This window comes from Membranihabitans marinus (assembly GCF_019802045.1).
Lineage (GTDB): Bacteria > Bacteroidota > Bacteroidia > Chitinophagales > Saprospiraceae > Membranihabitans > Membranihabitans marinus_A.
Map to the genome: position 1 here is coordinate 373375 of NZ_JAHVHU010000002.1, position 15108 is coordinate 388482.

At 44.8% G+C, this 15108-nt stretch carries 12 protein-coding genes; 2 read left to right on the forward strand and 10 right to left on the reverse strand.

Annotation, left to right across the window (positions count from 1 at the left end):
* Positions 1 to 92: 92 nt before the first annotated feature.
* From KUV50_RS01765 to KUV50_RS01775, 3 genes are read right to left on the reverse strand one after another with little or no spacing between them, the layout of a single operon-like run.
* Positions 93 to 1754 (reverse strand): SusD/RagB family nutrient-binding outer membrane lipoprotein, encoded by a 1662-nt coding sequence (locus KUV50_RS01765; protein WP_222578362.1) that lies wholly within the window; start codon positions 1752 to 1754, stop codon positions 93 to 95.
* 20 nt (positions 1755 to 1774) lie between these two features.
* Positions 1775 to 5194 carry a SusC/RagA family TonB-linked outer membrane protein gene (locus tag KUV50_RS01770; protein ID WP_222578363.1) on the reverse strand — a complete coding sequence of 1140 codons (3420 nt, stop codon included), beginning with the start codon at positions 5192 to 5194 and terminating at the stop codon, positions 1775 to 1777.
* A 20-nt stretch (positions 5195 to 5214) separates the two neighbouring features.
* Positions 5215 to 6222, reverse strand: a complete 1008-nt coding sequence (locus tag KUV50_RS01775; protein ID WP_222578364.1) for a PKD domain-containing protein — start codon at positions 6220 to 6222, stop codon at positions 5215 to 5217.
* Between the two features lie 400 nt (positions 6223 to 6622).
* Here KUV50_RS01775 and KUV50_RS01780 point away from each other — a divergent pair, with 400 nt between their 5' ends.
* The gene (locus tag KUV50_RS01780; protein ID WP_222578365.1) at positions 6623 to 6982 is read left to right on the forward strand and encodes a transmembrane 220 family protein; all 360 of its coding nucleotides are present in this window, start codon (positions 6623 to 6625) and stop codon (positions 6980 to 6982) included.
* Between the two features lie 2 nt (positions 6983 to 6984).
* On the forward strand, positions 6985 to 8139 hold the full coding sequence (gene galK / locus KUV50_RS01785) for a galactokinase (protein ID WP_222578366.1): 1155 nt from the start codon (positions 6985 to 6987) through the stop codon (positions 8137 to 8139).
* A gap of 88 nt (positions 8140 to 8227) precedes the next feature.
* On the opposite strand, the gene KUV50_RS01790 is transcribed toward galK, so the two are convergent.
* From KUV50_RS01790 to KUV50_RS01820, 7 genes are all read right to left on the reverse strand, one after another.
* Positions 8228 to 9424: a TDP-N-acetylfucosamine:lipid II N-acetylfucosaminyltransferase gene (locus KUV50_RS01790; RefSeq protein ID WP_222578367.1), complete on the reverse strand. Its 1197-nt coding sequence runs from the start codon at positions 9422 to 9424 to the stop codon at positions 8228 to 8230.
* Positions 9424 to 10551, reverse strand: coding sequence for a dTDP-4-amino-4,6-dideoxygalactose transaminase (gene rffA, locus KUV50_RS01795; protein ID WP_222578368.1), 1128 nt, complete (start codon positions 10549 to 10551; stop codon positions 9424 to 9426). Before rffA ends, KUV50_RS01790 begins: the two co-directional genes overlap by 1 nt.
* Positions 10541 to 11257 carry a WbqC family protein gene (locus KUV50_RS01800; protein WP_222578369.1) on the reverse strand — a complete coding sequence of 239 codons (717 nt, stop codon included), beginning with the start codon at positions 11255 to 11257 and terminating at the stop codon, positions 10541 to 10543. The genes rffA and KUV50_RS01800 overlap by 11 nt, the downstream gene beginning before the upstream one ends.
* 26 nt (positions 11258 to 11283) lie before the next feature.
* Entirely contained in the window at positions 11284 to 11949 is a 666-nt protein-coding gene (locus KUV50_RS01805; RefSeq protein ID WP_222578370.1) for a NeuD/PglB/VioB family sugar acetyltransferase, read from the reverse strand.
* A gap of 2 nt (positions 11950 to 11951) precedes the next feature.
* Entirely contained in the window at positions 11952 to 12794 is an 843-nt protein-coding gene (locus tag KUV50_RS01810; RefSeq protein WP_222578371.1) for a 3-keto-5-aminohexanoate cleavage protein, read from the reverse strand.
* Between the two features lie 269 nt (positions 12795 to 13063).
* Complete coding sequence (locus KUV50_RS01815) at positions 13064 to 14260, reverse strand: anhydro-N-acetylmuramic acid kinase (RefSeq protein WP_261394954.1); 1197 nt, start codon at positions 14258 to 14260, stop codon at positions 13064 to 13066.
* A gap of 22 nt (positions 14261 to 14282) precedes the next feature.
* A complete protein-coding gene (locus tag KUV50_RS01820; protein ID WP_222578373.1) occupies positions 14283 to 15014 on the reverse strand; it encodes a DUF2927 domain-containing protein in 732 nt (243 codons plus the stop codon).
* Between the last annotated feature and the right edge of the window lie 94 nt (positions 15015 to 15108).

Consider the following 15108-nt stretch of genomic DNA (forward strand, 5'->3'; position numbering starts at 1 on the left):
GCCAACAGCTAATAGCCAAAGCGAAGCGTCCCAACAGCCAATAGCTAACAGCTAACATCCAATAGCCAACAGCCAACAGCCAACAGCTATAATCAATATGGTTTTCCCGTACCCTGTAACAACCAGGTCTTGGACCAGGCGCTGTTATTGGTTTGGTCCTGTCCTTTGAATTCCGTGGGTTGAAGCCAGGAAATAGCCTCGTCTGCATTGGATTTGTTTTTTGCGATCTCAGCATCTGCGTGGTAATAAAACCGCAATGGAAGCGCTTTCCTTTTTGCGGAGGGGCCCGTTTCCAATTTGGGTAAACCGGTCCGCCGATAGTCGAACCAGGATTCTGCAGCCGCACTCCAACTGGCGACCCATTTCTGGGTGATGATGCTTTCCAATCCCCTATAAGGGACACGCTCCATATATGCGTCGAACTGATCTCCGACTTTCCAGGCACGGAGGGATTCCCGGATTCCCGCCGAATAATGATCTTCAGGTGCAGAGCTAATCCATCCGTACGATGCGGCCTCGGCCAGTATCATGTGAACTTCGGCGGCTGAGATCAGTCTCATTTGTAGGAGATCTCCGGTGCTTTCTTTGTACATATCGGCCAGTTGCGATACATGCGGATTGTAGACGCCCTGGGGAATGGAGGGGTTCATATTGTAAAAACCGGCGGAGTTGATCTGAACCGGAATACCGACATAATTTGGGTTGAAATTAACTTCCACTTGATCTTCTTTGAAGTCATTTTCATATTTTTGAACGACATCACTGGATACCTGTCTGACGCCATTAACGATTTGATCTACGTCTTCTCCGGGTACCAATTCCAGAGGTATTCCTACCTTGTTGGCCCAAACTCCAATTCTAGGATCTTCATATTTGAGCAATGTATCGACAAAAGTGGCACACATTTTCACCCGCATGTAATTGCTACTTGGATCCGCCTTAAAAGCCTCGGTGGTCGGCCAGGAGTCCCCGGGAGAATTCCCGCTGTATGCTATGTTGGCGTCGTCTGAAGTCGACAGAATCAAGGGGTACGTATCCGGATTGGTTATGATTTTACTGATGCCATTTTTCGCTATATCTGGTTCCTTGGCCGAGAGACGCATATAATAGCGTAATGCCAGTGAATTTGAGAATTTTTGCCATTTTGATACATCGCCCTCAAACAATAAATCTTGCGAAGGATCTATATTTGAATAAGACGATTGCGGATTAGATAGTAAGTTATTCGCTGCTTCGAGATCGGACAGCAAACTGGTGTAGATGTCTAACTGTTTGTTGTATTTGGGTTTGAAGAACTGAGAACCCTCCTCCGCTTTGAGTGCCTCATCGTAGGGTGCTGCCCCCCAGAGATCAGAGATCATGCCAAAAGCATACGCCCGCAATACCAAAGCCGCACCCTGGTGAAATATATAATTTCCATCGACGGCTTTATGGTACATCTCCTCATTGTTCCGTAAGATGCCATACCAGCCTGCCCAGTTATGACTCAGGTTATCCCAGTCGTAATCGTTGTGCCCGCCGGACCAACCATCTTTCTGAGTGTGTTGCATGACCCCGGCAATGTCTCCGAAGCCGAGACTGGTGATGTTCTGACCCAGTGAGGTAATTGTGGTGGGTAATAAAAGGTTGAGATCAGCGGTTTCCGGGTCGACACCGTTGGGATTGATGTTGAGTTCATCCAGATCTTCGCACGATACTCCAATCACAAGTAATAAAGCAATAATGCAGGTCCACTGTATATGTATATGTTTCATATTTTTTTGACTTTTTTCCTTTAAAATTGAACGCTTAATTTGAATCCGATCGGCATCATCCAGGGTTCTACGTTGAATCGTTCCACGCCCTGACTAAAACGGCCATTGCTTTCTGCCTGATATGCCCGCTCCGGATCCACCCGTAATGGAGAGTCTTTGACCCACAGCATTATGTTTCGACTGTATACGGACAGGTTTAGATTGTCGATGCCCCACCGCTGCGTGAGCTGGCTCGGGAAGTGGTAGTTAATAGAAATTTCCCGAAGCTTGATATAGTCGGCATCAAACATATTAGCCGATCCGAGGTCCCAGGGATAGCTGGCGGCAAAGGGGATAAAAGACGTGCCTTCATCGCCCAGGTTTTCTTTTTCAAGAATAAATTTCCCATTCTCGTCATAGGAACCCATCACACCCGGTGCAAACGTGGCATCATACAAAGTATATCCGCTGAAATTCTCGGGAAACCCGCCAAACTCAGGCGTAGGTCCGCCGATGGGACGTACATATTCTGAGAATATAAATTCATCTGCATTTGCTAAGACCCATTCTTTGAGCTCTTTGCTGGGTTTTCCTCCCAGATCCCCGGGATGAACCAATCTATCAATCCAGGTTTCTGTCAACATTCCCTCGGACAGGTATCGCATCGTCTGAGATACAAACTGTCCACCGGAACGCCAATCAAAGGTCGCATTCAAACTAAAATTTTTAAATCGCAATCCGGTCTGCAGCCCCATGATGAAGTCGGGGTTGTAATTTCCGACCAGCTCATAATCATCATCCCTTTCCCACTCTGCATCCAGACCGCTTCCCAAAATCGGGTAGTTGTAATAGGGAGAAGTTTTATCTTTCACCCGTTTTACTTTCTGGGTGTACAAGTTGCCTACTCTTCCATCCTGACCTAAGTTGTCATCTTTTACATAGGCGATATTTTTAACCCGCGCATTACTCCAAAATTCCAGAAAATCGACTTCATCCGCGAGGTCAATCACCCAGGTATCGTTGTGGGTGAGGTTTAAATCCAGATCCCATTGCCAGTCTTTCGACTTTACTGGTGTGAAGCCCAGCATCAACTCATAGCCTTTGCTTTGAAGCAATCCGGTATTCACCTGAATACTGCTAAAACCGGTGGAAGCAGCCAGAGGTACCCCCAGAATCTGATTTTTGTTATCAACAGCGTAAATGGTTCCTTCAAATCTCAGCCGGTTAGCAAACATGATTAAATCCAGACCGAATTCTATTGAAGTAGATTCTTCCGGCAATAAGTTTGGACTCAGAAGGCTCCCGGATTTACTCATTCGGATGGCATCTCCCCATTGGCCGGCATTTCCATACGTTGCCAACAATCGGTAAGGACCGGTGTCATTTCCCACTTGTGCCCACCCTCCGCGAAGTTTCAACATATCTACATTATTCCCCATCCCGATCATTTGATCGATCAGAAGGCTTAAAGATGCAGATGGATAGAAGTATGAACGATTCGCAGCCGGTAGGGTGCTTGACCAGTCGTTTCGTGCGGTGAGGTCCAGATAGGCCATGTTGTTGATCCCGATGGTCGCCATTCCGTAAAGACTGTATATCCCGCGCTGACTTCGGGAGTTTCCATAGCTCAGCGCATCCGATCTGATATTATTGATCGTAAATACATTGGGCACGACCAACCCTGCACCGGATTTCGCCGAAGTACTGCTGCCGGCACCTTTGGAATAGAGCATATTTCCACCTCCGGAAGCCGACAGGGTTATATAATCCCAATCCTGGGAATAAGTGGCCAGAAAATCAATATTTCGCTCCAGTCCGTTGCTGGTAGATATTCCATAGGTTCCGTTATTCCGCTCTTTGGAGTAACCCGGGGCAATTTTTGACTCCTGGGTCTGATCACTTTTATTAAGAGAATAGCGTGCCATTAGTTCCCAGGACGGAGATATTTCCCAATTGGCAGATACGTTTCCGAAGATTCGATAGCGGTTGAAACTATTGTTAACATCATAAGCCAGAAACCACGGGTTTTCGAATCCCTGTCCCGGCGTAATGATGTCTTTCCCACTGCCATAATTTCTCAAATCCAGAATGTTTGCGTTCGGAGGTGTTTTGTACGCCCACTCCAGCGGGTTGGCTCCCCGGTTGGATGCCGGTCGGTTTTTGGCATAGGAATTGGAAAAGTTGATGTGCGTACTTATTGTCAGCTTGTCTTTTAATTTGGAAGAAGCAGCAAGACTCAGATTGTTTCGATGCAGATCACTATTCGGTGTGATGCCGTCATGGGTCATATTGGTGTAGCCCAACCGATAATTTAAATACGGGTTGCTGTTGGAGATCGATGCTGTATTGGTCGTTGTCAGCGCGTAATCATTCAGAAAGTTTCGGACATTATTCGGATAAGATCGTACTTCGGTCGGGACTCTTACTCCATTGGCATCTAGAGGGGAATCCCACTGGACGGCCCAATAGCCCTTGTCATTCTCGATACCACCTGCAAATTCAGCAATTTCTATTTCAGGTAAAATACCACTACCTACCGCCTCTGGCGTATAAGAGAATGCGCCCAGGTTGAAGCGAGACTGTGTATTGAGGAATTGATAGGGTATATCAAAAACGGTGTTCGACGAAACATTTATTTTCATCGGTTGCCCGGCAACCGCTTTTTTGGTGGTAATTAGTACCACGCCATTTCCGGCCCGGGTACCGTATAGTGCTGCTGCACTGGGACCTTTTAGGATAGAGATGTCTTCGATATCATTGGGATTGAGGTCTGCGATGGCGTTTCCATAATCCACCCGGTTGTCATCACCAAAGCCCCCTACATTGTTGATAGAGCTATTCATGGGCACTCCATCAATGACGAACAATGGCTGGTTGTCAGTGCTCAGGGAAGTCGCACCACGGATGACCATATTCACCGAAGAACCGGCACCGCCCGTATTTGAAATGTTGACGCCGGCAGCTTTTCCGGCCAGGGCACTCAATACATTTTCCTGAGCCACCCGCTGTACGTTATCACCGGAAATCCGCTCCACGGAGTAGCCCAGGGATTTTTCTTCACGCTTTATTCCCAGGGCTGTCACGACTACTTCGTCCAATGCAGACACACTTTCTTCCAACGTGACGTCGATGATGCTGCGATTATTTACTTCTATTTCCTGGGTGGCAAAACCGATGTAAGAGAAAAGGAGTACAGCGTCAGATTCCGCTTCGAGCTCATAACGTCCGTCCATATCGGTCACTGTCCCCTGATTGGTTCCTTTGACCTGAATCGTCACGCCGGGCAGGGTCGTCCCGTCTTCTGCTGAGGTCACAGTACCTGTGATGGTGATCGCTATTTGATCGGCAAAGGTTGCACGATTTTCAGCCGATATATTCTGATTCCAACCCAGGAATAAAAATGAGAAAAGGATGCAAAGAAGATATGCCTTATTGAAATTGATGTAAAATTGAAGTTTCATATCGATTAATTTGTTAGGGTTTACTTGACCACGTTAAAAGTAAGTACGACTGCATTGGTCGCCAAAGCAATTAGTGGATTCTGACTGACAATTGCATCCGGACTTAAGGTCAAGAACATAACCAGACGCATGGAATCATCCGTGATATTTTGAATGATTACTTTTTGATGAAAATCCCGGATTCCCACAAATTCATCCGTGCCTGGAAAGTCAATAGTTGTTACGTCTTCATAGGTGACCACCGGAATTCCGGAAGGGGTCATACCGGTAGGGAATGCGGAAGGCAAGACATAATCTGTATTTTCTTGAAGTTCGAATGTAGCATTGTCATCCGGTTCGTATTTGGTGATCGCAAAGGCATCTTGTCCCAACACGTCTTCACCGCCGGTTTTTGTGATTTCAGTCTGGCCGAATTGCTGCATAACAATGGCATATACGATGCCTCCAAAAGAAGTGCCATCTGCAGTGTTGTGTTTATATTTTCCGTCTTGGTAGAAAGTAAACTCATCATTATACGCTTCAGGTAATCCCAGGAATAGATCAAATGCTCCCGCAGGCAAGCTTGGAATGTCTTCGTCAAATAAGCTTAAGTTCACGTCTGAATTGGCTAAGATATCATCGGGTGAATGTGTGGCAGACAACTTCCAGGTCTTCCCATCATAACCTTCCTTGGTAGGGTCTCCCACGAGCAGGTCATATGCTGTGAGATCCAGCGCCAGGGTTACGTCTTTGGTGACGGAGGCACCGGAAGCATCCGAAGCGGTAAGCGTGACCAGATAATACCCTCCCTGGTCATAAATATGGACCGGATCTTTTTCGTTGCTGGTGTTGCCATCTCCAAAATCCCAATGCCAGCTCACTGCACTGTGGGTCAATCCCGAAAAGGCCACCTGCTTCCCATCGGCACTGTGAAAAATCTCGGCAGATAAGGGAAAGGTCGGTCTGCTTTCCTCTTTGTTGCAGGAGAATACGAGAGGGATGAGAAAAACCACAATAAGCCATTGTGTCTTTTGTAAAATTTGTTTCATCGGTTCGCTTAGTTTTTTATTAGATATCTGTGAATATTGAACTTGGTTCATGTTAAAAATAAAGGCATAACCTGAATTCGGAGGAAAAGATAATCAATATATCTTACATTTTTTACCGAGGGTCAGAAAAAATAAAATTCAAATTATTTATTTGATTAGTTTTAATGGAGAAGATTAACCCAACCTCATAGGTGTCCGTTGTTTTTTATAAAAAATAACAAAATATTGAGCCCCTGATTTCTAAATATAGACCTTGAATTCATGGTGATTCTTAATCAGCTCAATTTGTGAGCAAGAAAATAGGATTAGGTTCTTTGAATGATTCTAAGAATCAGTATCTTTCCTTTTTGAATTGATGGTAACTGATCTTGCCAACAGGTAGAGCTTTTAAGAGATTACTATGAAATGGATAATTATTGGTTTTTGCATTATTGAGTTGATTGGGGCTGCTGTCCAGTACAATGACCCGGATGCCCTTTTTTGGATTATCGTCTATCTCATTCCCTTTTTTCTTAACCTGGTCTACCTCAAAAGGCGCCATTTACGGTGGGTAAACATCATCGTATTGGTGGCTTATCTACTTTATTTTTTTACCTTCATTCCTGATCTTGTCAATTGGGCTCAAAAAGGTTTCCCTACGATAGTAGGTGCTATGGAGGTTGATAATCCTTACATAGAACTTGTGCGGGAAGCAGGAGGCGTATTGATACTGACGGTCAACCTGGCTTTACTTCTTCGACCGATTCCTCAAAAAGTATAATAATGCCGGAAAACAAACAGGATCTTAAGACGAAGCATGAGCGTCGGTTTGGAAAACCGGACTGTGAAGTATGGACACCGGGACGGATCAACCTAATCGGAGAACACACCGATTACAACAATGGATATGTATTACCTGCGGCGATCGATAGTGGTATTTCGTTTTTATTTTCATTGAATTCCGACGAAGAGCAGTTTGAGCTTTATAGTGCCAATCTTGATCAGTATGAGTCATTCCGCAGGGAAGATGGAAAACTTCCTCCCCAAAACTGGGCCAAATATCTTCAGGCATTGATTCAGCTTCTTCGAGAAGAAGATATTACAGTGCCTGGTTTTAGTGTTTCGCTGAGTAGTTCCATTCCGACAGGGGGAGGGTTGTCGTCATCGGCAGCGCTGAATGCAGGGTTTATCCTGGCGATCAATAAAATAGGGAACCACGAATGGTCCATAAAAAAGATGGCTCGATTAGCTCAGTACACAGAGCATCGCATCGGTGTTCGCGTAGGCATTATGGATCCGTATGCCATCCTGGCCGGGAAGAAAAATCATTTTATAAAGATTGATTGCAGAACGAACACGTACGAAAGAATACCGGCCGATATGAAAGGCCATGTATTGCTTCTGCTTGATACGGGGATATCCCATGATCTCGCTGATAGCGAATACAATGAACGGCGTCAAACCTGTGAGAACATACTTTATGCGGCACAGCATTTTCGTGATGTGAAAGATGTCAGTGCGCTGACAGATGAAGACCTTGTCCGGATTCGTAGCCATTATCCTGATTTGTCCACGGCAGAAGTAGAATATGTGCTCGCCGAAAATCAGCGGGTGATCGATGTGGTGGGAGCACTCACCGATGGCAATATGGACGAGGTTGGTCAACTGATGTATCAAAGTCATGCCGGTCTGCGAGATCAATATCGAGTCAGTTGTGACGAACTGGATTTTTTGGTTGACCAGGCGCAATCCCATGCTATCCCTGGTGCCCGGATGATGGGAGGAGGTTTTGGAGGAAGCACGATCAATCTCTTGCCGGAAATTCAACTAAAATCTTTTGTGGAAGAAGTTACCCGGGCGTACTACAGTCAGTTTGGGTGGCAACCGACATGCCTACTGGTTCATCCGGCAGATGGTGGCCGGCTCGGCGCTTATTGATTGGCGGTATGGCGGTATATATTCTTCATCGTACACGACCGGACAGCATGAAATTTCAGGTATCCTATTAAGTATCGCGATGAAATTATTAGTTTGAGGAAGAATGTAGTACGCTGTGCGGATGGGATTGTTCGGCTATTGATGATATCTGGTCGATCTGTTTCAGGAGAGATTTGAAGTGTGCTTGCACCTGTTCTTCACTATATAAATGTTCAATGGTTTTTCTATTGTGGATCTTTTCCTCAAGATTCAAAGGATTTAAAGAGCTGGTCAGCGTGTTAGAATCCAAAGCATAAACCTTAACGCCCATACTTTTAAAAAAAGCGTATGCCGGATTGGAAGCGCGGAGAAATACCCGGTGGCCTGCCCATATTCCGAAAACAATATTGCCCAGACCTTGGGCACGGATGTGGTTAAAGATCATTACATTGCAGCTGAGTAAATTTTCGTTGTATTCCTTTAAAGGAATATATTTATTGATGGGCGTAAAGTGGTTTTTAAAAAAATACCTACCTGCAACATTGATAAGACGTCTGTACCGTGGACATCCATAACCCAACGGTACAACAATATCCCGATCGCCGGTCCAACCCCTTAATTGACGAAAAACATCCAGGTGGTTGCTTGAGTTCGAAGCACTGTTTCCGACATAGATATGAGGTCCCAAATCATACGAAGATCCGGACAGCTCTTCCGTGATGAAGTCGATCGAGTAATAGGAAAATGGAAACCGGCGGGCAGGGTCCTTTGGGACGACCCGGAAAACATCGCTGTGATTGGGCATCATATTGCAGGTAAGGTCGATCCGATGTGCTGCCTGTTGTTGCAACCGTTCCCGAGCGTTCCACCCCAAGTGTTTCAAATACGGATGCAGCTGGTATTTTAAGTATTTCGTCGTCAGTGAAAGTTTACCCAGCACGATATTGGCCAGCGAAGTTGCCGGTAAAAAAATATTACGGTACAACCCGGGGTAAACATAATAATAATCATACCCCCATATGCCCCACACAAAGACAACATTTCGAGGACTTGCAAGAACAATCTTTGCCTTGTGATAGCAAAGATTATGTATAAATACCGCTTTATACCTGTGCAATGATTGAGTCAGAAGACGGATGTTGTTGTCGGAGGGAAAAAATTCTGTGCGGTCGGTCAATGGTAAATGCAGATCGGTAGATGGAGCAGATTGAAGGGTTAGAAAATAGTGGTCGTGAAGATCCATTTCCCGGAGCCTGCGTATAAAATGATTAATTGTTTTGGATTCGTCAATTATATGTAAATACATCACAAGCAATTATATATGGTCTCAATAATGTATTCCTGCTCTTTATTTTTTAATTCATAGAATAAAGGAAGTCGAATAATTCGTTCACTGAACCGAACCGAATTATTCAGTGGACGGCCATCGTGTTTGCATTTAAAAAAGGGTGATTCGTGCAGGGGTAAATAATGAAAGACGGAGTGAATCCCTTTTTTTCGTAAATCTGCAATCAATCGATCCCGAGTCTTTTGACTGTCGCATTCCATGAAGAACAAATGCCCGTTAATGGTGGCATAGTCCGGGAGATTGGCCAACCGGATTTTTCCTTGAGTCTCCAGCGCAAGCAAGCCGGAGTAGTAATTTTGCCAAAGTGTCGTTCTTCTTTTCTGGATCGCATTTATTTCTTCGATTTGGCTATATAGCACAGCGGCATTAATTTCGGATGGCAAGTAGGAAGAACCCAAATCCATCCATTCATATTTTTGGGTTTCATTCCGATGAAATGCAGTTCTGTTGGTGCCTTTCTCCCACAGAATTTCTGCGCGTGAAATATCTTCAGGCTGGTTCAGGATAAGTAAACCACCTTTGCCCGACGTAATGTTTTTGGTTTCGTGGAAAGATAAGGTGCTAAAACGGCCAAAAGTCCCTAAGTGTTGATTTTTATAGTAGGAAAGGATGGCATGCGCAGCGTCTTCGATGATCATTAGCCCGTATTTGGCGGCCAGTGCAGTTAGTTTTTCCATGTCGCATGCTACGCCGCCATAGTGCATGCAGACCAATGCTTTCGTCCGTGGTGTAATCAAGCCTTCAATGGCGTCCACATCCAGATTGGGGTATTCATTCATAGTATCGGCAAATACGACTTTGGCTCCTCGTAAAAGAAAGGGATTGGCCGTGGATACGAATGTGAATGAAGGGATGATAACTTCATCGCCCGGGCCTATTTCCGCCAACAGTGTAGCCATTTCCAAAGCCACGGTACATGAAGTGGTCAGCAGGGTTGGCCGAGCGTAAAGATTTCGAAAATAGGCATGGCATTTTTTGGTAAAATAGCCGTTGCCACTGACATGCTTTTTGTTGATAGCACAGGCTATGTGGGGTAAAGCGTTCGCCAGATAAGGTTGATTAAAAGGTATGGTTTTAGCCAACATTCAAGGTGGTTTTTGGGTGTTGATTAAAGGTTTTCATATAGGCCGGAGACTGTGGCCCTTTATTGAAAATCAGATCTATGATGGACACTTGATGGCAAAATGGCGGATATAATTGCCGGTACCTGGGATAGTCGGTGTAATCCATCCACTGCAAATCAATTTGTTTTGCTTGGAAATGCTCTTCGAGGATATAGTCTTGAGCAGATGGGCCGCTAAGATAGGCTGTTGCTCCGCATTGGGTCAGCAAATCCAATACTCTATCTTCTTTTTTACCATTTAAAGTAAAGTTGCGGCTGTCTTCAAATCGCGTGGTAATCATTAAAATGTCCCGGGCAATGGTTTTAATAAGATATTGATTCAGTTCGGATAAGTTCGTCCATTTTTTTTCGAGATAGATCGATTCAAATATGGGTTTATAGGTGCTGAAATAGGGGGTGCGGGAATAATTGTGCTCAATGGTTCTCCAATGTTTTTTTTGCCATTTGAATTCGGACAGATCAACCTCGCAGATCAGTTGATCTCGAGTGGATCTGCATGGGATGGTAAGCCATTTTACCCCATCTGAAGTCTTAATCCGGTTTCGGTTTCGCCAGTCTCTTCGGGTGTATTGGACGTCGTCATAAAATATGAATAAATCGACCGCGTTGATCATGTCAAAATATCCTTTCCAGGGAATGTAATTCGATTGTATGCAGGCTACTTTCATGGTGTGGTTCAGAGATTATGGTAAAATCACAGTTTTAAACTAAAGCGATCCCTGTCCAGCAATTTGCTCTCGGCTGCTTTTATTATCGCTTCATTATCCAGATTTTTCAAAACGACGGCACCCGCGCCTATTACGACATCCTGACCTATGGTGACCCGATCTCGGATGGTAGAATTTGTTCCGAAAAAACAATGACTACCAGTGATGACTTTTCCGGAAAAGGTGCATTTGGGAGCCAGGTACGAATATGCACCTATTTCAGTCTCGTGGCTGACATAAGCTCCACTTCGAATAAATACACCTTCATGAATTGTGGCTCGGGGTTCAACGATCGCATGTGGAAAAATCAATACATTCTCTGCGATTGAAGCAGAGGAGGCCACAAATGCTGTGGAGTGTATAAAGGTATATAGACGATAACCCAGCGCCCGGACTGCGGCGATTTTTTGGGAATTCAGGTGCTTATTCCTGGCTGCTGCTGATATTGCTACCAAGAAGTAGTGGTCGTCGGGCGGATAGCGTTCATGCACGGACTCAAATGAAACAAGTGGCAATCCTTCAAATCGAGTTCTACGGTCAAGATAGGCAGCATCGAGCGTATAAGCCACCACTTGATCCGGAGTGTCCGTATGAATATATTCGGCCACGATGCCCGCAAAACTTGTATCTCCAAAAATGATGACTTTTTTCATAATTAATTTAGACCCAATATTTTTCTGGCTTCCCCTGGTGAATAAGGCTCTGAACCTAGAAGACGACCAATTTCTGTGATTCTTTTTAACAGCTGAATATTTGTAGCTAGCTGGGTGCCTTGCGCATCATAGTAGAGGTTGTCTTCTAGTCCGACGCGTACACCTCCTCCGTGAACGAGGCCTGTGGTATTCATTTTTAATTGCGATGCCCCGATGCCTCCGAGCGACCAATAGGATTGCGGGGGGAGTTGTGAAAGTAAGTAACCAACATCGAGAAGCCCTGCCTGAGAACTGGCAATGTTCCCAAGAATAATGTTAAAATAAAAGGGAGGTTTGATGATCCCTTTTTTATGTAAATATTTAGCATAATTAATCATGCCGGGATCAAACACTTCCAATTCCGGCTTTATTCCATTCCGGAGCATTTTAGTGGCTAACTTTTGGATCATTTCCGGACTATTGGTACTGGGGCCGGACGTGAAGTTTAATGAACTTAGTGTCAGACTTGCCATATCCGGTTTGCATCCACCATTTAAATCCATGCATTCGGACCGTCGCTCAAAATCCGGCCAATTCCGTCCGCTGGCAGAAACGCAAATAATCAAAGCTTCATGATGGGATCCCTCTTCTTTTCGGATACCTTCAATGATTTCCTGGTAGATTTCTTTCTTCCAGGTGGGTTTTCCTTCCGCGTCCCGGGCGTGTAAATGGACGATGGATATGCCGTATTCACGTGCTTCTAATACTTCGTCGATGATTTCTTGTGGTGCAATCGGTACGTGAACAGAATGGTCTTTTGTGGGGACCATTCCCGTCGGAGTAAAGTTAATAATATAAGAGGACATATGTAAACATTTGGGGTTTTGGCCCTAAGATATTACATATTATGATAATTCATAATAAAATTAGTATTTTTATAACTTTATAGGCTACATACGCCGCGAAATCAATGGACCGATGGCTTTCAACGCAGCATGAGGGCAATCCATGGGAGGAGGTGCGATGCATGGCCTCCGACACCGGAATGTTTTACATCTTGGGGTATGGACCTTGGTTCACACAACACATGCACAGTTAATGATGCCAATAATCCTTGTCCTTTGTAACTATTAGTCTAACCTGGGAAACTCACCTTTCCCATACTTGTTCTGGGAATTTTAATGCCCAATTCCGGATAAGATTTCGGGCGTCCAAATAGACATTCATTCGCTAATACAGCAAATACAATGGCTTCTTTTGCGTCCGGATTGATTCCAAGGGCTTCGGTCGTATATACCGAATGGTCACGTAGATCGGACTGGAGGCTTTTCATGACCAATGGATTATGAACTCCTCCACCGCTGAAATAAATAGAAGTGTGGCCTTTAAGATAAGGACCAATCGTGCAATATATTGTCTTCGCAGTAAATGCTGCCAGGGTTGCCATGACATCCTCATGAGCTAATTTGGACCGATTAGCTGCGGTTTGTTTTGTGTATATATATGTAAGATTAAACAATTCCGGACCGGTTGTGCGGGGCAGGGGCTGGTCAAAAAAAGGATCATCCATCAGAACTTTTAATAACACGGGATCCGGATTCCCCATACGGCTGATTTCTCCGTTCCGGTCGAACGGTTGATCAAAATGTTTTTGCATATAGGCATCCATCAAGGTGTTTCCAGGGCCGGTATCACTACTCATCAAAGGATTGTCACCATACACTTGTGGGAGAAACGTGAAGTTCGCAATTCCACCAATATTCACAAGCATCCTGCGTTCACCAGAGTCTGAAAATAGTAAAAAATCACCGTAAGGGGCCAGCGGGGCCCCTTCACCACCGTGCGCGATATGCTTTTGCCGAAAATCACTTACGGTCACGATCCCGGTTCGTTCTGCAATAAAATCACCATCTCCGAGCTGCAAGGTGATCGGCCGGGCACGAGCATTATCAAACGGTCGTGCACTGGGATTATGATATACGGTCTGTCCATGGCTGGCTATCAGGTCAATTTCTTCGGGTACCCTATTCCATTGATCCAGTGCTGTCCTGATTTGTTCTGCGTGAACTTCTGCAATAAATTGATGCAGCCAGGTCAGCTTGACGGCTTCCGCATTCCCATGGGTGAAAACGGTTCTGATTTTTTCCTTGTACTCTGTGTTGTGTGGGATGGTGTCGAACTCCATGAGTTCTAGGGAAGTATTCACGCCTTGCCCGCTAATACGGCATAAAGCCACATCCAACCCGTCCATGGACGTTCCAGACATAAGCCCAAGGACATGTTTTGTTTTTTTTGATGCGACGTTGGCTAATCTTTGGTAATTGCTAAGCATATGGTTTTTGAAGTAGAATATTTTACTCTGTCAAAAATAATTCCGTCAGAACCTGATCAGTCATCATTTTATCGAATCCTGATTTTATTTTAGGATGATAAAGTAAGCGGATAAGTTCTTTGTCGATCGGTGCGTAGGTGGTGGTCGTGGTCCAACTGCTCTGAAAAATGCTTTCCGGATAAACCGGAGCATCGCGGGCCAGTCCAAGCGACTGAGTCAACTCCTCACGAAGAAGGTGTTTTTGTGCATCCCCCTCAGCTCGGTGTATGTCGACGTACATGTGGCCTCGGTTCAGATTGTTATGGCTATCCCAGAATACGGAAAACAATCCAAAATTGCCGTTGACCAGATCAGATTGGGAGGGATAACGGCTCGCGTAATTTTCTCCAGTTCCCAAATACAGGTAAAAGTTTGATGTGAGGGAGTCTTCGACGATTTTTACGTTAAATCCGTCGGAGGTCAGTTCATTTATTTCAGAGATGATTTTATTCAACTCACCATCCAGCATATGGCTCGGCTCTCCTCCAACATATATCATCATATCCTCCTCCCATTTTCTGGTGATCGAAGAGGCATTTCCAAATTCAAAACCCAAAGCCACCTTATTGAAGTAGTTAATGACTTCTTTTTGGTGATCGGTTAACGCTGGTTTGTTATCGTCTGGCGAACAACCCTGCCCCAGAATGAAAAGAATGCACAGGAATAAGAACCCACTCGTCCTGAACCATTGGGAAAAAGATAAGATACAAAACATGATATAATTTTTTCAAAAATACTTGTTTTTTTATCCAATAAAAAATCTGGAATTACCATACTGAGCTCATACTTTATGAAGTCGTTATAAAGTT